Annotated in this window: 20 protein-coding genes; 9 read left to right on the top strand and 11 right to left on the bottom strand. The window is 63.8% G+C overall.

The annotated features are described in order from the left end of the window. Nucleotides 1-213: 213 nt before the first annotated feature. Entirely contained in the window at nt 214-1,077 is an 864-nt protein-coding gene (locus OC450_RS27190; protein ID WP_262048991.1) for a CarD family transcriptional regulator, read from the top strand. 304 nt (nt 1,078-1,381) lie between these two features. On the opposite strand, the gene OC450_RS27185 is transcribed toward OC450_RS27190, so the two are convergent. The 7 genes from OC450_RS27185 to cyoA are packed head-to-tail and all read right to left on the bottom strand — an operon-like array spanning nt 1,382 to nt 8,305. Further along, nucleotides 1,382-1,915, bottom strand: a complete 534-nt coding sequence (locus tag OC450_RS27185; RefSeq protein ID WP_211386166.1) for a response regulator transcription factor — start codon at nt 1,913-1,915, stop codon at nt 1,382-1,384. Beyond that, nucleotides 1,905-3,284 carry an ATP-binding protein gene (locus OC450_RS27180; protein WP_211386167.1) on the bottom strand — a complete coding sequence of 460 codons (1,380 nt, stop codon included), beginning with the start codon at nt 3,282-3,284 and terminating at the stop codon, nt 1,905-1,907. The genes OC450_RS27185 and OC450_RS27180 overlap by 11 nt, the downstream gene beginning before the upstream one ends. Then, entirely contained in the window at nt 3,256-4,104 is an 849-nt protein-coding gene (locus OC450_RS27175) for an SURF1 family protein (RefSeq protein WP_262048990.1), read from the bottom strand. Before OC450_RS27175 ends, OC450_RS27180 begins: the two co-directional genes overlap by 29 nt. Next, entirely contained in the window at nt 4,101-4,481 is a 381-nt protein-coding gene (cyoD, locus tag OC450_RS27170) for a cytochrome o ubiquinol oxidase subunit IV (RefSeq protein WP_262048989.1), read from the bottom strand. The genes OC450_RS27175 and cyoD overlap by 4 nt, the downstream gene beginning before the upstream one ends. Then, nucleotides 4,478-5,107, bottom strand: coding sequence for a cytochrome o ubiquinol oxidase subunit III (gene cyoC, locus OC450_RS27165; protein WP_256805486.1), 630 nt, complete (start codon nt 5,105-5,107; stop codon nt 4,478-4,480). The genes cyoD and cyoC overlap by 4 nt, the downstream gene beginning before the upstream one ends. Then, nucleotides 5,108-7,105, bottom strand: a complete 1,998-nt coding sequence (cyoB, locus tag OC450_RS27160) for a cytochrome o ubiquinol oxidase subunit I (protein ID WP_211386171.1) — start codon at nt 7,103-7,105, stop codon at nt 5,108-5,110. A gap of 39 nt (nt 7,106-7,144) precedes the next feature. Further along, complete coding sequence (gene cyoA / locus OC450_RS27155; protein ID WP_211386172.1) at nt 7,145-8,305, bottom strand: ubiquinol oxidase subunit II; 1,161 nt, start codon at nt 8,303-8,305, stop codon at nt 7,145-7,147. A gap of 180 nt (nt 8,306-8,485) precedes the next feature. Here cyoA and OC450_RS27150 point away from each other — a divergent pair, with 180 nt between their 5' ends. Further along, nucleotides 8,486-9,814 (top strand): MFS transporter, encoded by a 1,329-nt coding sequence (locus OC450_RS27150; protein WP_211386173.1) that lies wholly within the window; start codon nt 8,486-8,488, stop codon nt 9,812-9,814. A gap of 45 nt (nt 9,815-9,859) precedes the next feature. Here OC450_RS27150 and OC450_RS27145 read toward each other — a convergent pair whose 3' ends face one another. Beyond that, nucleotides 9,860-10,756 carry a LysR family transcriptional regulator gene (locus OC450_RS27145; RefSeq protein WP_211386174.1) on the bottom strand — a complete coding sequence of 299 codons (897 nt, stop codon included), beginning with the start codon at nt 10,754-10,756 and terminating at the stop codon, nt 9,860-9,862. 243 nt (nt 10,757-10,999) lie between these two features. Here OC450_RS27145 and OC450_RS27140 point away from each other — a divergent pair, with 243 nt between their 5' ends. From OC450_RS27140 to OC450_RS27130, 3 genes are all read left to right on the top strand, one after another. Further along, nucleotides 11,000-11,410, top strand: coding sequence for a TadE/TadG family type IV pilus assembly protein (locus OC450_RS27140; protein WP_256805489.1), 411 nt, complete (start codon nt 11,000-11,002; stop codon nt 11,408-11,410). Nucleotide 11,411: 1 nt separating this feature from the next. Beyond that, complete coding sequence (locus OC450_RS27135) at nt 11,412-13,073, top strand: pilus assembly protein TadG-related protein (protein ID WP_262048988.1); 1,662 nt, start codon at nt 11,412-11,414, stop codon at nt 13,071-13,073. 182 nt (nt 13,074-13,255) lie between these two features. Continuing rightward, nucleotides 13,256-14,923 carry a PAS domain-containing protein gene (locus tag OC450_RS27130; RefSeq protein ID WP_211386177.1) on the top strand — a complete coding sequence of 556 codons (1,668 nt, stop codon included), beginning with the start codon at nt 13,256-13,258 and terminating at the stop codon, nt 14,921-14,923. A 30-nt stretch (nt 14,924-14,953) separates the two neighbouring features. Here OC450_RS27130 and OC450_RS27125 read toward each other — a convergent pair whose 3' ends face one another. Continuing rightward, complete coding sequence (locus OC450_RS27125) at nt 14,954-16,345, bottom strand: M48 family metalloprotease (protein ID WP_249129490.1); 1,392 nt, start codon at nt 16,343-16,345, stop codon at nt 14,954-14,956. Between the two features lie 134 nt (nt 16,346-16,479). After that, a complete protein-coding gene (locus OC450_RS27120) occupies nt 16,480-17,331 on the bottom strand; it encodes a thermonuclease family protein (RefSeq protein ID WP_262048987.1) in 852 nt (283 codons plus the stop codon). A gap of 251 nt (nt 17,332-17,582) precedes the next feature. Here OC450_RS27120 and OC450_RS27115 point away from each other — a divergent pair, with 251 nt between their 5' ends. From OC450_RS27115 to OC450_RS27100, 4 genes are all read left to right on the top strand, one after another. Then, entirely contained in the window at nt 17,583-18,788 is a 1,206-nt protein-coding gene (locus OC450_RS27115; protein ID WP_211386179.1) for an ABC transporter substrate-binding protein, read from the top strand. A 167-nt stretch (nt 18,789-18,955) separates the two neighbouring features. Then, on the top strand, nt 18,956-19,747 hold the full coding sequence (locus OC450_RS27110; protein WP_211386180.1) for an enoyl-CoA hydratase: 792 nt from the start codon (nt 18,956-18,958) through the stop codon (nt 19,745-19,747). A 2-nt stretch (nt 19,748-19,749) separates the two neighbouring features. Beyond that, entirely contained in the window at nt 19,750-20,502 is a 753-nt protein-coding gene (locus OC450_RS27105) for a hypothetical protein (protein ID WP_211386181.1), read from the top strand. 58 nt (nt 20,503-20,560) lie between these two features. Next, a complete protein-coding gene (locus OC450_RS27100; protein WP_262048986.1) occupies nt 20,561-22,675 on the top strand; it encodes an acetate--CoA ligase family protein in 2,115 nt (704 codons plus the stop codon). A 93-nt stretch (nt 22,676-22,768) separates the two neighbouring features. Here the strand turns inward: OC450_RS27100 and OC450_RS27095 are convergent, their stop codons facing one another. Further along, the gene (locus OC450_RS27095) at nt 22,769-23,581 is read right to left on the bottom strand and encodes an enoyl-CoA hydratase/isomerase family protein (protein ID WP_211386183.1); all 813 of its coding nucleotides are present in this window, start codon (nt 23,579-23,581) and stop codon (nt 22,769-22,771) included. Between the last annotated feature and the right edge of the window lie 15 nt (nt 23,582-23,596).

The raw sequence follows: 23,596 nt of genomic DNA, 5'->3' as shown, positions 1-23,596 counted from the left end.
CCCCGCTGGGTTCCCGTGAAACCAAATGTCGAACAGGGGCGTGGCAGTTTCCGCGCGCAGGCTGTGTCACAGAAAACGCGTAAAAAGAGTACTTCAGCGAGGGCCTCCCATAAGGAGCCCAAAAAAGTCGCCGCGGCCAGCCGTAGCGCATCCAAGGGTCGGACCGCGACGAAGGCACCGGCTGCAAAGTCCTCGAAGAACAAAAGAAGCGCAATGCCTAACAAGACTGCCAAACCGGCCGCGAAAGCGACCGTTGCCAAGCCTGCTGCTGCCAGGCCTGCTGCTGCCAGGCCTGCTGCTGCCAAGCCTGCTGCTGCCAAGCCTGCCGTTGCCAAGGCCCCTGCTGCCAAGCCCGCTGCGCCGAAGGCCCCTGTTGCTGCTGCTCCTGCCAAAGCCCCCGTTGCCGCCGCCAAGCCGGCCGTGAAGCCCGCCGCTGCTGCGCCGAAGCTCGAGGAAAAGAAGGTCGTGACCCAGCGTCAGGGCTTCAAGGCCAACGAATTCGTCGTCTATCCCGCTCACGGTGTCGGCCAGATCCTGGCCATCGAGGAGCAGGAGATCGCTGGCGCGAAGCTCGAGCTGTTCGTCATCAACTTCATCAAGGACAAGATGACCCTGCGCGTGCCGACCGCCAAGGTCGCCAATGTCGGCATGCGCAAGCTGTCCGAGCCTGCGCTGGTGAAGAAGGCGCTCGAGACGCTCAAGGGCCGCGCCCGGGTCAAGCGCACCATGTGGTCGCGCCGCGCCCAGGAATACGAAGCGAAGATCAATTCGGGCGACATCGTCGCGATCGCGGAAGTCGTGCGTGACCTCTATCGTTCCGAGTCGCAGCCCGAGCAGTCCTACAGCGAACGCCAGCTCTACGAAGCGGCGCTCGACCGTCTCTCCCGCGAGATCGCGGTGGTGCAGCACTCGACCGAGACCGAAGCGGTCAAGGAGATCGAAGCCCAGCTCGCCAAGAGCCCGCGCCGCACCGGTGCCAAGTCCGAAGCCGCCGAAGGCGAGGGTGACACGGATGCCGAGGGCGATAGCGACGATACCGAGGGCGACGGCACCACGGTCGCCGACGAGGCGGCGTAAGCGTCTCGCGCGTCGATCGCAACAGATCAAAAGCCCGGCCTTGCGGCCGGGCTTTTTGTTTTCGGATCAGCTATGGCCGTGGTCGATTGTTTGACGAGCTGGTCTCGGTTCTGCCCTGGCTGCTGCCGGCCTATACCAAGCGATATTTGCCGGAGACGGTCACCACCCGACCTGTGCGCGGAGAGGCACCCACGCTCGACCTCGTTGTCGCTCACCACAAGGCGAACAAGTCTCCGGTCCGGAAGCTGCTGAGCATGATCTTTTCGGAAAACCGCTTCGCACTTTTCCGGATCATGCTCCAGGCCTACTTCACCGGCCTCTTTTCCAGTTTCCGTGCCAGCGTGCGGCGGTGCATCCCGAGCCGCCGCGCGGCTTCCGAGATGTTGAAATCCGTCTCGATCAGCGTCTGGTGGATACGTTCCCATTCCAGCGTCTTGATCGAGGTCGGCCGCGCATCGAGCGCGACTTCGGTGTTGCCTTCGGCCTTGTTGAAGGCGGCTTCGATGTCGTCTGTGTTCGACGGCTTTGCCAGATAGTGGCAGGCGCCGAGCTTGATCGCTTCGACGGCGGTCGAGATGCTGGCAAAGCCCGTCAGCACCACGATCAGCATGTCGGGATCGTGCGTGTGCAAAAGCTCGACGCAGGCGAGGCCCGAGGCGCCGCCAAGCTTGAGGTCGACTACGGCATGTCCGAACGAGCGCTCCTCCAGCACCTTGCGGACGTCCTCGATCGAGGCGGCCAGCACGACGTCGTAGCCGCGGCGTTCGAACGAGCGTTTCAGCGTGCGCGCGAAGCCGGCATCGTCCTCGACGACGATGAGCGAACGGTCAGGCGTCAAAGCTGCCTCCGATCGCAAGCGTAGCCAGTGGCAGCGTGAGGCGGACCGTGGCGCCGCGCTTCCTGTGGTTCTCGGCGGTCACGCTGCCGCCCAGCTTGCGCACCACGTTCACCACCAGGAACAGGCCAAGCCCGCCGCCGGTGCGGCCCTTGCTCGACTGATAGGGCTTTCCGAGCTGCGCCAGCATTTCCGGCGCAAAGCCGGGACCGCGGTCGCTGATCGACAGCACGAGGTTGTCGCCCTCGCGCTCGGCAACGAGCTCGACCCAGTCGCGCGATACCTCGTAGGCGTTGTCGAGCACGTTGAAGATCACCTGCTTCAGCGCGACGTCGGAGACGATCGCGACGTCCTCGCCGAAGGTGTTGACGAAATAGAGCGTGCGGGCCGAGCGCGCGTCGCGCCACTCTTCCACCAGCGCGGTGACGAAGGCCGTCACCGTCGTCGGCGATGAGCCCTCGCCGCGCGCTTCGCCGGCCGACACCAGGATGCCCGTGACGATGGACTTGCAGCGTTGCAGCGAGGTCTCCATCTCGGCGAGATCCTCGGCGAGCTCCTGGTCGGCGGCGAGATCCGGCATGCGGCGCCAGTCGCTCAGGATCACCGAGAGCGAAGCGAGCGGCGTGCCGAGCTCATGTGCCGCACCGGAGGCGAGCAGGCCCATGCGCACGATATGGTCCTGCTCGGCGGCATGCTGGCGCAGCGCCGCCAGATGCGCATCCCGTTCGCGCAGGTTGCGATTGATGCGGGTGACGAACACCACCAGCAGCACGGCGTTGAGCATGAAGCCCAGCAGCATGCCGGCCACGGTGAGGCTGTAGGTCTCGCTCAGCGGATTCGGCGGCAGCTCGAGCGGCCGGTGGGCCAGGGTCAGCCAGATGAAGCTCGCGCAGGTCAGCGCGACCAGCGACCAGGTCGAGCGACCATCGAGCAGCACCGCGCCCAGCGTCACCTGAAGCAGGAACAGCGAGGTGAAGGGATTGGTGGCGCCGCCGCTGAGGTAGAGCTGCGCGGTCAGCGCCGCGACGTCCAGCATCAGGGCGACCAGCAGCTCGTTGTTGGTGATCGCGGCGCGATGACGCACCCAGACGAGGCTGGAGACGTTGAGAAAGACCAGCGCGCCGATCACCGCGCCCATGCGGGTGAGGGGCAGGGGAATGCCGAGCCAGAAATGCACGCCGCCGATGGTCACGATCTGGCCGACCACCGCGGTCCAGCGCAGCTGGATCAGCAGCGCCATGTTCTTGCGGTTGGTCTCGTCGTCGGTGGGCGCGGCGCCGATCAGCTCGCTGCGCGCGTCCGCCTGCGATTGCAGCGTGACGACGCCGTGCGTTCTTCCGTCGTCAGGTCGGCTCGACGATCGTTCCAGCATCTGATCCCGTCCTGCGGGCGACGGTATCGGACCCGCCGGCCGGTTCGTGGACGAAGCGCCTGCGACGGAACAGCCCGCCGCCGAAGGTGACGAAGAGTCTACCCGCCAGCATGAATGCCAGGGCAAACCACGTCAGCGCGTAGATCAGGTGGTTATTGGGAAAGCGGACCACGGTCAATCCGCCGATTGGCCCGCCGCCGGATTGTGATCCGGCGTCGGCGTCGACGAAGAAGGGCGCGACGTGATCGAGGCCGCGTGCCGCAGCAATCGCGGCGACATCCCGCGAGTACCAGCGGTTGTGCTGAGGCACGTTGTTCCGGAGGAATCCGCCCTTCGGCTCCGTGATGCGCAAGAGCCCGGTGATTGCGACCGCACCTTCGGGATTGCCGTCCCGGCGGGTCGATGCGTCGCGTCGCTCGGACGGCACGAAGCCGCGATTGACCAGGACCGTCGTGCCGTCGCTGCGCTGAAGTGGGGTCAGGACCCAATAGCCGGCGCCTTCCTCGGTGACGGCCTGAACCAGCGTCTCGCGGTCATGCAGGAAGCGGCCTGCGACGCTGACGTGCCTGTACTCGTCATTCGCGGCGGAGACGGCAAGCCATGACGTGGGCGAGGGGACCGGCTGGGCCGGTGCATGAATGCGCTGCTCGACGCGGTCGATCAGCGCCAGCTTCCAGGCGCGGCGCTCGATCTGCCAGACGCCGAGCGCGATCAGAAGCACGAAGGCCGTGAGCGAGAGGACCGCGAGCCACAAGGACGGACGCCCGGCCTTGCGGCCAGCGCCCGTTGCCTTGCCTGTCACGGTCCCCAACTCGCTCATTTCATCCCGGTCATTTCGTGCATCGGCATCATGTTGCTGTTGAGGTGGTTCATTACCCACAGCGAACCGGACAGCGCGATCACCACCATGACGATGGTGAAGATCAGCGCCATCATGCTCCAGCCGTTCTCGGACGTCGTGTTCATGTGCAGGAAGTAGATCATGTGCACGACGATCTGCACGACCGCTAAGGCCATGATGACCAGCGCGGTGATCTGCTTGCTCGGAAGCGCGCCGCTCATCACAAGCCAGAACGGGATCGCGGTCAGCACGACCGAGAGCACGAAGCCGAGCATATAGGTCGAGAACGAGCCGTGGGCGTGGCCGTCGCCGTGGTGATGGTCGTCCGCGTGGGCGGCATGGGTGTCGGTGTTCATCGCAGAACTCCCAGGAGATAGACGAAGGTGAAGACGCCGATCCAGACCACGTCGAGGAAGTGCCAGAACATCGACAGGCACATCAGGCGGCGGCGGTTGGCCTCGATCAGGCCGAATTTCCCGACCTGCACCATCAGGGTCACCAGCCAGATCAGGCCGCAGGAGACGTGCAGGCCATGGGTGCCGACCAGGGTGAAGAAGGCGGACAGGAAGGCGCTGCGCTGCGGCGTGGCGCCTTCATGGATCATGTGGGCGAACTCGGTGAGCTCGATGCCGATGAAGGCGAGGCCGAACAGGCCGGTGATCGCCAGCCACATCTGGGTCTGGGCGATCTTGTTCTGCTGCATCGTCAACATGGCGAAGCCATAGGTGATCGAGGAGAGCAGCAGCATAGAGGTGTTCACCGCGACCAGGTCGAGGTCGAACAGGTCCTTCGGCGCGGGGCCGGCGGCGTAATTGGCGCCGAGCACGCCGAACGTGGCGAACAGCATCGCGAAGATGAGACAGTCGCTCATCAGGTAGATCCAGAAGCCGAGCGAGGTGCTGTAGCCTTCCGGATGCGGGTGTTCGTCGGCGAGATAGAAGACCGGCTCGCCGGTTTGCGAGGGATTGACAGCGACAGTCATTTACTTGGCTCCGGCGAGCAGTTTGGTGCGCGCGTCCTCGGTCCGGATGACGTCGTCAGCCGGAATGTCGAAGTCGCGGTGATAGTTGAAGGTGTGGCCGATACCGACGACGAGCATCGCGATGAAGCTCGCAGCCGCCAGCCACCAGATGTACCAGATCAGGCCGAACCCCATCGCGGTGGCGAAGCCGGCGAGGATGATGCCGGTGCCGGTGCTGCTCGGCATGTGGATCGGCTTGAACCCGGTGAGCGGACGCTGGTAGCCCCGGCGCTTCATGTCCCACCACGCGTCATTGTCGTGAACGACGGGCGTGAAGGCGAAGTTGTAGTCCGGCGGCGGCGAAGAGGTCGCCCATTCCAGCGTGCGCGCATCCCAGGGATCGCCGGTGACGTCCTCGAGCTGCTCGCGCTTGAGGAACGAGACCGCGAACTGCATCAGCATGCTGAGAATGCCGAGGAAGACCAAGCCAGCCCCGATCGCGGCGATGACGAACCAGATCTGCAGGCTCGGGTCATCGAACACGCGCAGGCGGCGGGTCACGCCCATCAGACCGAGCACGTAGAGCGGCATGAAGGCGAGGTAGAAGCCGGTGACCCAGAACCAGAACGACAGCTTGCCCCAGAACGGATCGAGCTTGAAGCCGAACGCCTTCGGGAACCAGTAGTTGATGCCGGCGAACGCGCCGAACACCACGCCGCCGATGATTACGTTGTGGAAGTGCGCGATCAGGAACAGGCTGTTGTGCAGGACGAAATCGGCCGGCGGCACTGCGAGCAGCACGCCGGTCATGCCGCCGAGCACGAAGGTCAGCATGAACGCGATGGTCCACATCATCGGCAGCTCGAAGCGGATGCGGCCGCGATACATCGTGAACAGCCAGTTGAACATCTTCGCGCCCGTCGGGATCGAGATGATCATCGTGGTGATGCCGAAGAACGAGTTGACGCTGGCGCCCGAGCCCATCGTGAAGAAGTGGTGCAGCCAGACCAGGTACGACAGGATGGTGATGACGACGGTGGCGTAGACCATCGAGGTGTAGCCGAACAGGCGCTTGCCGGAGAAGGTCGAGGTGACTTCCGAGAAGATGCCGAAGGCGGGGAGAACCAGGATGTAGACCTCGGGATGGCCCCAGATCCAGATCAGGTTCACATACATCATCGGGCTGCCGCCGAAATCGTTCGTGAAGAAGTTGGTGCCGACGTAGCGGTCGAGCGAGAGCAGCGCGAGCACGACGGTCAGGACCGGGAAGGAGGCGACGATCAGGATGTTGGTGCAGAGCGAGGTCCAGGTGAAGACCGGCATCCGCATCATGGTCATGCCGGGGCACCGCAGCTTGACGATGGTACAGATCAGGTTGATGCCGGACAGCGTCGTGCCGACGCCCGCGACCTGCAGCGCCCAGATGTAATAGTCGACGCCGACATCGGGACTGTAACCGATGTTCGACAGCGGCGGGTAAGCCAGCCAGCCGGTGCGGGCGAATTCGCCGATGAACAGCGAAGCCATCACCAGCACCGCGCCGCCGACCGTCATCCAGAAGCTGAAATTGTTCAGGAACGGGAACGACACGTCGCGCGCGCCGATCTGGAGCGGCACGACATAGTTCATCAGGCCGGTGACCAGCGGCATCGCCACGAAGAAGATCATGATCACGCCGTGGGCGGTGAAGACCTGGTCGTAGTGATGGGCGGGCAGAAAACCCTCGGAGCCACCGAATGCGAGCGCCTGTTGCGCGCGCATCATCAGTGCGTCGGCGAAGCCGCGCAGCAGCATCACGATGCCGAGGATCATGTACATGATGCCGATGCGCTTGTGGTCGACGGTGGTGAACCACTCGCGCCACAGATAGCCCCAGAGGCGGAAATAGGTCACGCCGGCGAACAGCGTGATGCCGCCGAGCGCGACCATCACGAAGGTACCGACGAGGATCGGCTCGTGCAGCGGCAGCGAATCGATGCCGAGACGGCCGAAGATGAGCTTGAGAAGATCAGGAGACATGCGAGCTCTCTTTAGGAGGCTGACTTCAGGAGTCTGACTTCAGGAGTCTGACTTGGGACGTTGTCCGAGGAAGAAGGACGAGGCCTTCAGCGGCGTGAAGGTCGGCCGCTTCAGGCCGGCGCCGAGCAGTGGCGTGGTGTCGATGGGCGCCGTGATGGACGCGGTGGTCTTGCCCTGCGGGGCCTCAGGCGTGCAGGTGCCGGCGACGAAGGTCGGTTCGGGCCCGAGCGCGGTGCCGCGGCGGGCGTACTTGTCGTAGGCCAGCGGCAGGGTGTTGTTCAGGCCCTCATGGCCGCGCCCGCCCTTGGCGTCGATCGCCATCATCTCGCTCTGACACATCTTGCCGGTCTCGACGCACATGTTGAGGATCAGGCGGTAGAGATCGGAGTCGATCGTGCCGTAGCGGCGCACCGGCTCGTTCTGGCTCGGCTTCTCGAGCTGGAGGTATTCGGCGCGGCCAAGCGAGCCGCCCGCGGATTTGGCGCTGGCGATCCAGGCATCGAAGCCCTTGTCGTCGAGCCCCTGGAAGTTGAAGTGCATGCCGGAGAAGCCGGCGCCGCTGTAGTTCGCCGAGAAGCCCTTGTAGGTGCCGGCGTGGTTCACGACGGCGTGGAGCTTGGTCTCCATGCCCGGCATCGCGTAGATCTGGCCGGCCAGCGCGGGGATGTAGAACGAGTTCATCACCGAGGACGCCGTGATGCGGAAATTGATCGGACGATCGACCGGAGCCGCGAGGTCGTTGACGGTGGCGATGCCGTAGTCCGGATAGATAAAGAGCCACTTCCAGTCGAGCGCGACGACGTCGACCTCGAGCGGTGCCTTGGACTGGTCCACGGCACGGTCGGCATGGATGCGGCCGAGCGTGCGATAGGGATCGAGCAGATGCGTGCCCATCCAGGTCAGCGCGCCCAGGCAAACGATGATCAAAAGCGGTGCGGACCAGATCACCAGCTCGAGGCTGGTCGAGTGGTCCCATTCCGGCTCGTAGCGGGCTTCGGTGTTGGACTGGCGATAGCGCCAGGCGAACAGCACCGTCAGCGCCATCACGGGGACGACGATCAGGAGCATCAGGACGGTGGAGATGATGACGAGGTCGCGCTGCTGCGCGGCGATATCGCCGGCCGGCGCCAGCACGACGTAGTTGCAGCCGCTGAGCGCAACCGCCAGGGGTAGCAGCGCCAGGATCTTGAGACGGGACACGGGCCGAGCCTTTGAGAATGAGTTTCCTTTGCGAGGCCAACGGGTAGCTGCGGCGCAGCAATCCGGACATTGGACAATTTGTCCAATGTTGCAGTGCGGAATGTTGGGCCAGACAGGTCGAGATTGCCTGGCGCCCGCCGGGCGGTCGGCTTTGGTTTTCAGGACGTTAAGGGCACACGAATGGCGACGGCACAGACCCCCGCAATGGCAGACCTCCACTCGGGCGAGCACGGCCACGACCAGGCCAGTCCCGGCGAGATCGCCATCGGCGTCATCATCGGCCGCACCTCGGAATTCTTCGACTTCTTCGTCTTCGCGATCGCCTCGGTGATCGTGTTCCCGCGCCTGGTGTTCCCGTTCGCGAGCGAACTGACCGGCACCCTGTATTCCTTCATGATCTTCGCGCTGGCCTTCATGGCCCGGCCGATCGGCACCGTCATTTTCATGACGGTCGACCGCGAGTACGGCAAGACGGCCAAGCTGATCTCGGCGCTGTTCCTGCTCGGCACCGCCACCGTCGCGATTGCGTTCCTGCCCGGCTATCACGAGATCGGCGTTGCCGCGATCTGGCTGCTGGCGCTGGCGCGCATTGCGCAGGGTCTGGCCTGGGGCGGCGCCTGGGACGGCATGGCTTCGCTGCTGGCGCTGAATGCGCCGTCCTCCAAGCGCGGCTGGTACGCGATGGTGCCGCAACTCGGCGCCCCGCTCGGGCTGATCGTGGCGAGCGCGCTGTTCGCCTATTTCGCCGGCAATTTGTCGGCCGACGATTTCTTCGACTGGGGCTGGCGCTATCCGTTCTTCGTCGCCTTCGCCATCAACGTCGTGGCGCTGTTCGCCCGCCTGCGCATGGTGACGACGGAGGAATATGCCTCGCTGTTCGAGACCCGCGAATTGCAGCCCTCGCGCATCTCCGAGACGGTCGCGCGCGAAGGCCAGAACATCATGCTCGGCGCGTTCGCGCCGCTGGCCAGCTTCGCGCTGTTCCACATGGTCACGGTGTTTCCGCTGTCCTGGGTGTTCCTGTTCACCCGCGAAAGCCCGGTGCGCTTCCTGATCATCGAGATCGTCGCCGCCGTGTTCGGTGTCGTTGCGATCGTGCTCTCCGGCGTCATCGCCGACCGCGTCGGCCGCAAGTCGCTCCTGATGGGATCGGCGATCGCGATCGCGATCTACAGCGGCTTCGCCCCGCAACTGCTCGACGCCGGCGCGTTCGGCGAGACCATCTACATGGTGATCGGCTTCATCCTGCTCGGCCTGTCGTTCGGCCAGTCGTCGGGCGCGATCGCCTCCAACTTCAGGCAGACGTATCGCTACACCGCCTCGGCGCTGACCTCGGACATGGCCTGGCTGTTCGGTGCCGGCTTTGCGCCGCTCGTCGCTCTGTTGCTTGCGACCAATCTCGGCGTCATCGCCTCGGGTGCGTACCTGCTCTCCGGCGCGTTCTGGACCCTGCTCGCGCTCTGGCTCAGCGGCCAGCGCGAGGCCGGCGACATGGACGCGGGCGGTTGAGCCCATTCGCCGGCGGTCGACTGGCGTGCAGCCGGTTGGGAAGACTCATCCGCTTGAGCTGGCCTGATGCCCAGCTGCAGGTGAGTTGCCACTCAGGCCCACGAGAAGCGAGGAAAGTCGTCTGGCCAGCTGCTTGACGTCGGTGGTCGTCAAACCTTCGCGAACGCACACGACGCCACGAGACGGTGCGAGAGCGGGAAGATAGTAATCTCTCGATTTTACTATGCCTGAAGGCGCCAGCACGCCAGGCATGGCCGATATGCCCAAGCCGGCCATGATGGCTCTTTCGCGAACCGCCGAATCGGAACTTCGAAGCACGATGCGGTATGCAATTCCGCTCCGATCCAGCGGGCCAAGCATCCAGCTGTCCTCCGGGGGACTGACGATCGGCACCGGCGCGCCGGGCCTCGTGACGAAGTCCTGAGACTTGACCCAGGTTGTTTCGAACACGACTTCGTCGACGATCAAGCGTTCGATGTCCGGGTCGGAGCCGTCATGCAGGAACAGGCACGCGACGTCGATAAATCCCTCGCAGAGACCCCGTCGGATCTCGCTGGAATGCTCCGCCAGAACGAAGACGGTAGAGAGATCCTCCCGGTTGAAGTCATCGAAGAGCGCCTTTGCAAATAGCTGGCTCACGCCGAGGCGGCGCGCGGAGGCCTTGTCCGATCCCCCCAGCCTGAGGAGCTGGTCATTGGCGTCGATGATTCGACGGGCCTGCAGAAGTGCGAGCTTGCCGAGTTCGGTCAGGACCGTTCCGTTTGCGGTCCGCGTGAACAGTTCGCCGCCGACGAGCCCCTGGAGCCGCTTCACCTGAGCGCTGATCGCGGGCTGGCTGAGATACAGCCTCTCGGCCGCCTTCGACATGCTGCCCGTTTCAGCAATGGCGACGACCGTCCGCACAATTTCCATGGGGATATTGAGGGGCTGGTGTCGAAGCATCCGGTCTCCTGCAATCGAGCTTGATCGCGACTTGTCTCTCAACTCGATGGTGCGCTGTCCATTTTGTACAATTTTCGTAGCTCTTTGGTTAAACCTGCTGCGCTCGCCGATGGCGCCGCCTGAGCCGAATCTATGGCTCTATAAGTATCTATACATCCCTCAACCTCCGCGTGCTTCAATTATACGCTTCGTAAAAACGCCTTCCGTCAAGCTGCGGAGAATTCGAGCAGAGAGGCGGGTCGAATGCGTTTTCTTTCAAATCAGAGCGGTGCATCGGCTGTCGAGTTCGCCATTTTGCTTCCGGCGTTTTTGACAATCATCTTCGGTATCGTGGTATTCGGATCCTATCTCACGATGGTCCACGGTGTTCAGCAGCTCGCAGCCGAGGCGGCGAGAACATCGATAGCAGGCTTGACCAACAGCGAGCGCAATAACCTTGCGACTTCCTACGTCACGACCAACGTCGCCGGCTATCCTCTGCTTGAACCTGCGAAAGTCAATGTGATTGCTGCCCCATCCGGGTCGGACCCGAATGTCTATGTCGTGACGGTCCAATACGACGCGTCGTCCAACTTTATATTCACGCTACCGTTCACACCGCCGATGCCCTTCCCGATCACACGGTCGGCGGTAATTCCTTACGGAGGGTTCTAGAATGAGACGCGAGTCGGTCGTTCGTCGCTTTGGTGCCGATAGCTCGGGCAACTTCACGATCATGGCTGCGGGGCTCATGACACTCGTCATCGGCTGCACCGCCCTCGGCGTCGACGTTGGCGCAATCTTCGCCGACAGGCGAAAGGCGCAGAGTGCGGCCGATCTCGCCGCGATCGTTGCGGCCAGCAATCTCAGCAATGCCTATAATGCGGCATCCGCAACCGTCGTGAAGAACAAATATTCGGCCAGTTCGCTCGTTGCCGTGGACCTCGGCACCTATACTCCGAATTCTGCCGCATTACCGCAGGCTCGCTTCGTGACGCCCGCGACCGGATCAGCAAACGCAGCGCGGGTCACGCTGAAGACCCAGACGCCGCTCTATTTTGCGCGCTATTTCACCGGCCGTGACCAATTCACGATCAATACGACGGCGACAGCTTCCAGCACTGCGCTGGCCTCATTCGCAATCGGCTCGCGGCTGGCCTCGATCAATGGCGGTCTTCTGAACGCCATGCTTGGCAGCATGCTCGGTACCAGCCTCTCGCTGTCGGCGATGGACTACCAGTCGTTGATCAATGCCAGGGTCGACGCCTTCGACTTCATGTCCGCGCTGGCGACACGCTTGAGCCTGACAGGCGTAACGTACAACAGCATTCTATCGGACAACATCAGGATGTCTGACGCGATCGCAGCAGCGCTTGCCGCGCAGCAGAACACGAATGGGGCGAGCCAGGCGACGATTGCGCTATCGACCATATCGCAGGCTGTGTCCAGCCTCTCGACCAAGGTCAACCTCGCCTCGCTGATCGATCTCGGCCCCTATAGCGGCCTCACCGTCGGCCAGAAGCCGAAGGTCGGCGTCAGCGTCTCGGTGTACAGCCTGCTGTCAGCGATCGCGGAAGTGGCAAATGGCACGCATCAGGTCGCAACATCGGTCAATCTCGGACTGCCCGGGATCTTGAACGCCAGCCTGGTTGCGACGATCGGGGAAAGGCCCGTCGGGTCGGGGTGGGTTGCGGTCGGCGCCCAAGGCGCGAGCGTTCACACCGCCCAGACCAGAATCCTGCTCACGGTGCAGGTCGGAGGAAGCGGCATCGTTCCGGCGGTCAATCTTCCGCTCTACGTCGAGATTGCCCAGGGAACGGCCACGCTCAACAATATTTCCTGCAGTCATCCGGACGTCAGCAATTCGACGGTCACGCTCGGCGTGACGCCCGGCATTGTCGATGCCTGGATCGGGAATGTATCCATGGCCGACATGACGAACTTCACCAGCAAGCCGAACCCGCCGGCTGCGGTTCTGGTCAGCGTAGGTGGGCTGAACGTATCCGGCCGCGCGCATGCGGCGATGGGCAATACGTCGGCGACGCCGGTGACCTTCACCTATGTCGACATCCAGTCTCAGTTGGCGAAGACGGTCTTGACGCAAAACTTCACGTCGTCGTTGACGTCCAGCCTGTTGGGCGACCTCTCGCTCAGCGTCAATGGCGTCGGCCTTCCGATTCCGGGCCTGACGTCGGCGGTCAGCGGCACCCTGGCCGGAGCCACCGGTTCGATCGATCAACTCATCGTCTCCACCTTGTCGACGCTCGGCGTCGGAGTCGGTCAAGCCGATGTCTGGGTTTCCGGAATCCGTTGCGACGGCGCGGTGCTCGTCAACTAGCTCGTTCGCAGGGCTGCGCTCGACCTGGTCGCGCGTCATGTTGATGCGGCGCACCTCACGGTCGACGATTTCACGCGATCTGAATGGGGCATAACGGATGATGATGAAGCCCTGCGCATAGTCGTTAGCTTCTGTTTGCAACGATGATTGCAATGACATGACGGCCATGGGGGATAAGTCGGATGCTGGGAATGCGCAAGCGGAGCGACGTCGATCATGCGTTCGCGCAGGTCGAAGCCATCAACAAGTCGCAGGCAGTGATCGAATTCAAGCTCGACGGGACGATCATCACCGCAAACGAGAACTTCCTCCAGGCGACGGGGTACGGTCTCGACGAGATCCGGGGGAAGCACCACAGCATCTTCTTGCCTGCAGCGGAGCGTGACACGGCGGAGTATCGCGAGTTCTGGTCGCGGCTGAAGCGGGGCGAATTCCAGTCGGCGCAATACAGGCGTGTCAGGAAGGACGGCACGCCGATCTGGATCCAGGCGAGCTACAATCCCGTTTTCGATAAGTCCGGAAAGCCGGTCTCCGTGATCAAATTTGCCACAAACATCACGGCGGGAAAGATCAAGGCGATGGAGGACGCCGGAAAAATTGCGGCCATCGACCGTGCCCAGGCCGTGATCGAGTTCAACCTCGACGGAACGATCATTGCGGCAAACGGCAATTTCCTGAAGACGATGGGATATGGCCTCGACGAAATCATCGGCAAGCATCACAGCATCTTCGTCGACGCGGGCCAGGCTGCAAGCCCCGCCTATCGCGAATTCTGGGCGACGCTGAACAGGGGTGAACACCTTTCGGCCGAATACAAGCGATTCGGCAAGGGTGGGAGGGAGATATGGATCCTCGCATCCTACAACCCGATCCTCGACGAGACCGGCAAGCCCTTCAAGGTGGTCAAGTTCGCGACCGATATTACCGAGCAGAAGTTGAGAGCGGCCGATACCAACGGCCAGATCGAAGCCATCAAGAAATCCCAGGCGGTGATCGAATTCGATATCGACGGCACCATTCGCTGGGCGAACCAGAATTTCCTCGCCGCGATGGGGTATGGGCTGTCCGAGATTCAGGGACGGCATCACGGCATGTTTGTCGAAGCCGCCTACCGCAACTCGCCCGAGTACGCGGAATTCTGGCGGAAGCTCAATAGCGGCGAGTTCCAGGCCGCCGAGTACAAGAGACTTGCCAAGGGAGAGCGGGAGATCTGGATCCAGGCGTCTTACAATCCCATCATGGATCTCAATGGAAAGCCCTTCAAAATCGTGAAGTATGCAAGCGATGTCACCGCGCAGGCGGTCGCACGAATGAAGGCCGAGCGGGCGCGAGAACTGATCGACTCGGTTGCTGCGGGTAGCGAGGAAATGAACGCGTCCATCCGGGAGATATCGGAGACGATGGTGAAGTCGCGGCAGACCACGACGAACGTCGTCAATCAGGTGGAGGCGGCCGACACGCAGGCGAGGCGGCTGAGTTCCGCCGCCGAATCGATGAGCGGTATCGTCGACCTGATCGGCAACATCACCGGGCAGATCAACCTGCTGGCGCTGAATGCCACGATCGAATCGGCAAGGGCCGGCGATGCGGGCAGGGGTTTTGCGGTCGTCGCGTCCGAGGTGAAGGGATTGGCCAGCCAGGCCAAGCAGGCCACCGAGAAGATCACGAGCGAGATCGAGGCTCTGAACGCCGTCTCCGGCGACGTTGCGGGCTCGCTGGCGGCGATCCGCTCCGCCATCGGGCATGTGAGCGAGTATGTCGCGAATACCGCGGCGGCGGTCGAGGAGCAGAGTGCGGTCACCAACGACATCGCGTCGAACATGCAGCGAGCTGCGGCCGAGTTGGCGTGAGATCGCGCGGGCGGGCGGCGCGCTACATCGTCAATCCGCCACGACCTTCACGCGATCGCGCACCTTCACCTGCGCGTTGCGATCGAGGCCGTTGAGCACGCGGAAACGCTCGGCGGGGTGATCGACGCCGGCCATGCGGTGGGAGAGCGATTCCACGGTGTCGCCGGGCTGCACGGTGATGACCTTGATGCGCAGCGGGCGCGCGGCCTGGATCTCGTCGAGGGTCAGGCGGCGGAACGAGTTGACGGTCTCGCGCGCGTTGCGTTCGCTTTCGGTCGACTTCTGCCGTGTCGCGAAGATGAAGCGGTAGACGTCGCTGCCGAAGCGCAGCGCATAGACCTTGAACTGCCACTGGTCGCCCTTGGCGGTCGCGGACGCTGCCGGGAAGCCGTTGATGGTGATGTCTTCGGTGGACGCCTTCTCGACGCCTTCCATCCAGCCGGAGTTGAGGTAGTCGCCGAGCGACTGCTCGGCCGGCACCCGCACCACGTCGAAGCGCATCGCCTGCGAGCCGCCGTCGCGCACGCCGATCACCGCCTGCGCGGTATTGTCGAGCGTGAAATTGTCCGGCGCCTGGAAGGTGAAGCCGAGCTTGGGGTGCAGGAAACGCCGGCCGCGGACAAAACCTTCGCTGGGGTCTTCGCCATAGACGAGGTTGTCGATCGCGGCGAGATAGCTCTCGCGATCGCGCTCGCCACCTTCCGGGGCGACGTACTGCCGCGCGATGGTCTGCGCGTTCTGCACGCGCTCCGGGGTTGCCGGATGCGACGAGGTGAAATCCTGCGCGCGCGGATCGAGCGAGGACTTGCCGACCTTCAGCTCGGCATTGCGCTCCATCGCCGAAAGGAAGCGGGCGGCGCCATACGGGTCGAAATGCGCGCGCGCGGAAATGGCGACGCCGATGCCGTCGGCCTCGAACTCCTGGTTGCGCGAAAAGCTCGCCATGGTGAGCTTGGTCTTGGCGAGCGCGAGCGCGGTGAGGTCGGGGTCGTTGCTCATGTCGGTGACGACACGGGTGACGATAGCGGCCTGGCGCGCCTGATCCTCGCGCATCGCGGCGTGCTTGGACAGCACGTGCGCCATCTCGTGGCTGAGCACCGAGGACAATTCCGAGGTGTCGCTCGCAAGCGCAAGAAGTCCGCGCGTGACATAGAGCTGGCCGTTCGGCAGCGCGAAAGCGTTCACCGCGCCGGAATTGAGGATCGTGACCCTGTAGCCTTGGTCGGGACGGTCCGAGGCGGCAACCAGCCGGTCGACGGTTTTGCTGACGAGCGATTCGAGCCGGGGATCGTCATAGGTGCCGCCATAGCTCGCCAGGATGCGCTCGTGCTCCTTCTCGGTCGCGGGGGTCTGCGCCACGGCCGGCTTCGGCTTCGGCATGGCGACGGTCGGCGGGGTCGCCGCGGCCTGGAACCGGCCCATATCGCCGCAACCGGCAAGGGCTGAACCCAGCACGAGGCATAGCACGGCCGACGCAGCCCGCAGGCGGCGACCTTCACCCTTCCAGTGCTGTTCTGGCACCCCATTCACGTCGCTTAACCCGTGCCCGGCCTGCTTTAAGGCCTTACCCCAATAGGCTCGTTTGCGCCCAGCAATTCAACCTGTCCCAAGAGACGCAGGTCGATTCGCGGCCCCGTGTTCCCCTCAACCCAGCCCCGAACGCGAATACGTCTATTTTCCAGGGACTTAAGGTTGATGCCCACGCTTTCGAACGCCGGTAACGTGCGTCTTGAAATAGTCACGGCAAAGCCGCGTGTCCAGTTCCGTCCGAAGTTGAGGTAGGTCATTGCCCCAGCTTGCCGGACCGACAGGACTTTGCCCTCGACCACCGTAAAACGCCCGATCCCCGCCAAAATATCGTCCGGACTTTCCGCGTTTTTTATGGCCGACGGGTCAGCCCAGTTGCCCTTTTTTTGACGCCGTGCCTCGGCCTCCGACGACATCAGGGCGGCCGCACAGTCCTTGTCGGTGACTTCGGCGGAGACGATGGCGTCGCCTTGGGCCAACAGCATCGCCTGTACCGAAGTCTCGATTTCGCCGATGAAGACCAGCGCCCCCTGCCGGCCGTAGCGGTCTGGTGTGTCGTCAGCGCTCCTCAGAATCACGTCGCGGCCGCCGAGCAGCAAGGTCAGTGCCGGCTTCGTCCCCGCCGTGGACTCGATGCCGGTGAGGCGGATTTCGCGGCCGTCGTCGAGACGGACACTGCGTGCGTCGACGATGGCTGCGACACGGCCTTCGCCTTGGGACTCGAACTGGCACGGGCTCGCGAAGGCGCTGTGCCCCGCGACGAGAAAAATTGCGATGATGAGGTGAGGCCGTTGCGTCACGTGACCCGGAGAGGTTGCGTTGAGCGTCACTTTTAACCCAAGCGTGGCTGCGCGCGAAGGGGCTTCGTCGCACTCCGTCATTGCGAGTGCAGCGAAAGACCGTCTCCGTGGAAGGACTCTGGATTGTTTCGCTGCGCTCGCAATGACGTGGAAACATTTATCCGCACCGAGCCATTCCGTTTTGCGGAAAACGCGTGATGCAAGCGCGACCTGCGTCGCAGCTCGCGCTTGCTGCCCTCCCGCGCATGCGGCATGATCGCGGCAACAAGTTCAACCAAGAGCAATAACCAAGCCGCCATCAGAGTACGGCGCGATAAGGGAGGTCTTTTTCGATGAAGCATATTTTGTCGGGCATTTTTGCCGCAGCGTTTGCCCTGAGTGCGAGCGCCGTGCAGGCCCAGGACAAGCCGCCGCTGAAGATCGGCGGCATCCTCGACATGTCGAGCCTCTATGCCGACATCACCGGCCCCGGCAGCGAGACCGCCGCCAAGATGGCCGTTGAAGACTTTGGCGGCGAGGTGCTCGGCCGCAAGATCCAGGTGCTGGCCGCCGACCATCAGAACAAGGCCGATCTCTCCGCCAACATCGCCCGCGACATGCTCGATAACCAGGGCGTCGAGATGATCTACGACGTCGCGGCTTCCGCGACGGCGCTGGCCGCCGGCGAGATCGCGAAGGCGCGCAACAAGATCATCATGTTCAACGGCCCGGGCTCGATCCGTCTCACCAACGAGGCCTGCGGTCCCTACACCGTCCACTACGTGTTCGACACCTACGGCCAGGCCAACGTGACCGGCCTTGCCGCCGTGAAGTCGGGCCTCGACACCTGGTTCTTCCTCACCGCCGACTACGCCTTCGGCCAGGATCTGGAGAAGGACACCAGCGCCGTCGTCACCAAGACCGGCGGCAAGGTGCTCGGCAGCGTGCGCCATCCGCTCAACACGTCGGACTTCTCGTCGTTCCTGCTTCAGGCCCAGGCCTCCAAGGCCAAGGTGATCGGGCTGGCCAACGCCGGCGGCGACACCGTCAACGCCATCAAGCAGGCGGCCGAGTTCGGCATCACCAAGGGCGGCCAGAAGGTCTCGCCGCTGCTCGCCTTCGTCACCGACATCGACTCGATCGGGCTGGAGACGGCGCAGGGCCTGTTGCTGGCGGAAGCCTTCTACTGGGATCTCAATGACGACACCCGCGCATTCTCGAAGCGCTTTCAGGAGCGCATGAAGCGGCCGCCGACCTCCGCGCAGGCCGGCGTCTACTCCTCCGTGACTCATTACCTGAAGGCGGTGAAGGCGGCCGGCACGACGGACTCCGCAGCCGTCATGAAAGTGATGAAGGAGACGCCGATCAACGACTTCTTCGCCAAGAACGGCAAGATCCGCGAGGACGGCCGCATGGTCCACGACATGTACCTGTTCGAGGTGAAGAAGCCGTCGGAATCCAAGGGCCGCTGGGACGATTACAAGCTTCTCGCCACTGTGCCCGGCAGCGAAGCGTTCCAGTCGCTGGAGCAGTCGCGCTGTCCGCTGGTGAAGAAATAAAGACCGTCATTGCGAGCAGCGAAGCGACGAAGCAATCCGGACTGTCTCCGCGGAAACATCTCTGGATTGTTCGCTTCCGCCTCCGCTCTTCGAGCTTCGACGGACAAGTCGCTCGCAATGACCAGTGTGGCGATAGACCGAACAAAACAACGAAGGGAGACGCCTCCATGAGTAACGACATGGTCCTGCAAAAGCTCGAAGGCGGGCTGCTTACCATCACCATGAATCGCCCGGAGCGGAAGAACGCGCTCAACCCCGAGATGGTCGCCGGATTGGTCGAGGCGGCGCGGCGCGCCGCAGACGATCCGGAGGTGCGCGCGGTGCTGTTCAAGGGCGCCGGCGGCTCCTTCTGCGTCGGCGGCGACGTCAAGTCGATGGCGGCAGGGCGCGCGCCGCTGCCGTTCGAGCAGAAGCTTGCGAATTTGCGCCGCGGCATGGAGGTCTCGCGCATCCTGCACCAGATGCCGAAACCCGTGGTGGCGCAGCTCGACGGCGCGGCGGCCGGCGCCGGCCTCTCTATGGCGCTGTCCTGTGACCTGCGCATCGCCTCCGAATCCTGCAAGATCACGACCGCCTTCGCCAAAGTCGGCTTCTCAGGCGATTACGGCGGCACCTATTTCCTCACCCAGCTGCTCGGCAGCGCGCGGGCACGCGAGCTCTATCTGATGTCGCCGGTGCTCACGGCGAAGGAGGCCCATGCGATCGGCATGGTGACGAAGGTCGTACCCGACGCCGAGATCGACGCCGCCGCGCACGAGCTCGCGCTGTCGCTGGCGCAGGGGCCCTCGATCGCGCTCGGCTTCATCAAGCGCAACATCAACAATGCCGAGCATCTGGCGCTGGAGGATTGCTTCGACGGCGAGGCGATCCACCACACCCGCTGCAGCGACACCGAGGACCACAAGGAGGCTGCAAAAGCCTTCGTCGAGAAACGCAAGCCGGCCTTCAAGGGCGCATGACGATGGCGCCCTATATCCGGCTGCGGCAGATCTGTCTGGTCGCGCCGCAGCTCGCACCCGTGATCTCCGATATCGCGGAAATCATGGGCCTCGCCGTCTGTTACCGCGACGGCAACGTTGCGAAATACGGCCTGGAGAACGCGCTGCTCCCGGTCGACACGATCCTGCTGGAGGTGGTGGCACCGTTCAAGGACGGCACCACGGCCGGCCGCTTCATCGAGAAGTCCGGCGGCCGCGGCGGTTACATGGCGATCTTCTGCTGCAATGATCCTGACGAACGCGGCCGCAACGCCAATGCGATGGGCGTGCGCACCGCGAACGTCATCGACCACGCGCCCTATCACGGCGTGCAGCTCCACCCCCGTGACTGCCGCGCCGCCTTCATCGAGTTCAACCACACCGAAGGCAGTGACGACATTCTGGGTGCTTATCCTCCTGCGGGACCCGATTGGCAGAAGTTCATTCGCAAGGACGTGACGCAGGCGCTGATCTGCGTGGAGATGCAGAGTCCGGATCCGCAAGGGCTGGCTGAGCATTGGGGCAGGATCATCGGCGTTGCGCCGAGCCACGATGCCGAATTGAAGCTGCCCAACGCGACCTTCCGTTTCGTCAAGGGCGCCAGCGAGATCATGAGCGCGCTTGAGTTTCGGGTGGCCGATGTCGCGCGCGTGCTGCATGCGGCGAGGGCGAAGGGGCTCGCGGTTGCGGGGAGCGAGTTCCTGCTCGGCGGTGTGACGTTCCGGATCGCGGCTTGAGCTCTTGACTTCGTCGCTGCGCAGGGATGGCGGATAAACATAAGAGCAGGGATTCAACATGCCGCATCCGCTCGACAGCTTCTTCGCACCCGCCAGCATCGCGTTGATCGGCGCCTCGCGCGATCACGAGAAGATTCCGGGCCGGCTGCTCGCGATGCTGCGAAAGAACGAATATCCCGGCAGGATCTACCCGGTAAACCCGAACTGCGCGGAGATCGACGGGCTCACCTGCTTCAAGTCGGTCGCCGAGATCGGCGTGCCGATCGATCTCGCCGTCATCGTCATCCCCGCCCGCGCGGTCCTTCCCGCGCTCGAGCAATGCGCCGCCGCCCGCGTGAAGAACGCCGTGATCATCTCCTCCGGCTTTGCCGAGGAGGGCGGCGACAGCGCAGCGATGCAGGATTCGATCGCAACGCTGGCCAAACGCACGGGCATGCGAATTTCCGGTCCGAACGCCGAGGGCTTTTTCAGCCAGATGCAGCGCGTGGCGGCAACGTTCAGTCCTGCCGTGGACGTCAAGCCGGGCGTGGTGCCGCTCGTCGCGACGGCGAAGCAGATCGGCATCGTCGCGCAGAGCGGCGGCATCGGCTTTGCCTATTACCACCGTGCGAGGGCGATCGGCGTCGCCGTGAGCTATGTCGTCAGCACCGGCAATGAATCCGATCTCGGCGCCGGCGAATTTCTGGATTATCTGGTGCAGGACGCTTCGACGGATGTGATCCTGCTCTTCATCGAAGGCATCCGCGACGTCGACAAATTCCTTGCCGCTGCACGGCGGGCAGCTGAGCTGAAGAAGCCTGTCATCGTCACCAAGGTCGGGCGCTCCGGCGCAGGTCAACGCGCGGCGGCGTCGCACACCGCTAGCATGGCCGGCTGGTCGGCGGCCTATGATGCGGTGTTTGCCAAATATGGCCTGATTGTTTCCAACGATCTCGACGAAGCGCTGACGATCGCCGCGGTGCTCGCCAGCAATCCCCTGCCGAAGGGCGATCGCGTTGCCGTCGTCACGGTCTCCGGCGGTGCGGGCATCTGGGGCGCGGATGCTGTGGCCCTTCAAGGCTTGCGGGTGCCGGAGCTCTCAGAGCCGATCCAGGCGGGGATCAAGCAGCTGATGCCGTCCTACGGCACCGCGCGCAATCCGATCGACGTGACCGCACAGGGCGTGACCTCGGGTGGCCTGCAGAAGAGCGTCGATCTGCTCACCGCCTGCGACGAAGTCGACGCGATCCTGGTCGTGCTGTCGCTCTCGAGCGAGGTGCGCAAGCCGTTCAAAGAGGAAGAGCTGACGCCGGCGCTGGCGGCGCAGCACAAGCCGGTGGTGTTCTATTCCTACACCGTGCCGTCCGATTTCGCGCGGCGCGAGCTCGCCAGATCCGGCGTGGTGGTGCTCACGGGCCTGACTCATGTCGGAGTCGCGATGCGGCAACTCGTCGACTATGCCAGCTTCAGGCTGCCGGGGCCAGCGGACGAGGCGCGGCCGCCGGCGCACGATCTTTCGGCATATTTCAAGTCGCCCGCGCTGTCCGAGGCCGACAGCAAGGCGTTGCTCCGCACCGCCGGCATCACGCTGCCGGATGAGGTGCTGGTGGAGGACAAGGGCGGGCTCGACGAAGCCGTCGCCCGCGTCGGCTTTCCGCTGGTGATGAAGATCCAGTCGCCGGATATCGCGCACAAGAGCGAGGTCGGCGGCGTGCGCGTCAACATCACGACGAAGGGCGAGGTGTTCCTGGCCTTTGAGGCCCTGCTCGACAATGCACGCAAGCATCGGCCGGAGGCCGCGATCCAGGGCGTGCTGGTCGGTCCGATGGCGAGGCGGGGCGTCGAGATCATCGTCGGCACGATGACGGACGGGACGTTCGGGCCGATGGTGATGGTTGGCCTCGGCGGCATCACCACGGAACTGTTCCGCGATGTCGTCTACCGCCCGGCGCCGGTAAGCGCGGAGGAGGCGGACGCGATGCTAAACGCCTTGAAGGCCGCGCCGCTGCTGAGCGGCTTTCGCGGGGCGGCCAAGGCGGATGTCGCGGCACTGGCGCAACTGATCGCCGACGTCTCGGTGCTGGCAGCCCGCCATGCGGCCGAGATCGCGGAGATCGAGCTCAATCCAGTGCTGGTGCATCCGGAGGGGCAGGGTGTGACGATCGTGGATGCGCTGGTGGTGGGGCGGAAATAGCGAGCAACAAGCAAAACTGTCAACCCGGCGAAGGCCGGGAAGACCCCAGAGTATGCGGCGATGGCGGAGCCACGCGGCGAAGCGCAAACTAAATCACCGTCCCTTGAAATTCGCCGCGCGCCGCTCTTCCGTGGCTTTCACGCCTTCCTTGAAATCTTCCGTCGCGCGCAGGCGGGTCTGTTCGGCGAGCTCGTGGTTGGTTGCTGCCATGACGCGGTCGGCGAGGCCGGCGCGCATCGTGGCACGGGTGGAGAGGAGGCCGAGCGGGGAGCATTCGGCGATCTCGCCCGCGAGCTTCATCGCGGCTGATTTCACCTGGTCCTGCGGCACCAGCTCGTTGGCGAGGCCCCATTTGACGGCTTCTTCGCCGGTGACGCGGCGGCTGGTGTAGAACATCAGCTCGGCGTTGTTCTTGCCGATCAGTTCCGGCAGCGTCGTCGTCAGGCCGAAGCCGGGATGAAAGCCGAGCTTGGTGAAATTCGCGGAGAAGCGCGCTTCTGGGCAGGTGACGCGGAAGTCCGCGGAGACCGCAAGCCCGAGGCCACCGCCGATGGCCGCGCCCTGCACGGCGGCGACGATCGGCTTCTTGGCGCGGAAGATACGCACGGCCTGGATGTAGAGATGGTTGATCGGGCCGAGATTGTCGGCTGGATCGCCCTTCTTCTCGGCTTCGCGCGCCTCCTGCGCCTGCCGCGCCGGATCACCGAAATTGGCGCCGGCGCAGAACGCCTTGCCTTGTGCCGAAAGCACTGAGCTGCGGATCTCGATGTCGCGGTCGAATTCGTCGAGCGCGTCCGCGATCTGGTTGATCAGCGAGATGTCGAAGAAGTTGAGCGGCGGGCGACGGATCTCGATGGTGCCGACGTGGCCGACTTTCTCGACGCCGATATCTTGATAGGTGCTCATGATGTCCTCGATTGA

The sequence above is a fragment of the Bradyrhizobium sp. Bra78 genome (assembly GCF_024519855.1).
In the GTDB taxonomy this organism is placed as follows: Bacteria; Pseudomonadota; Alphaproteobacteria; order Rhizobiales; family Xanthobacteraceae; genus Bradyrhizobium; species Bradyrhizobium japonicum_G.
Note: the sequence above shows the minus strand (reverse complement) of the source record. Positions and strands in the feature narration are given on the sequence as shown.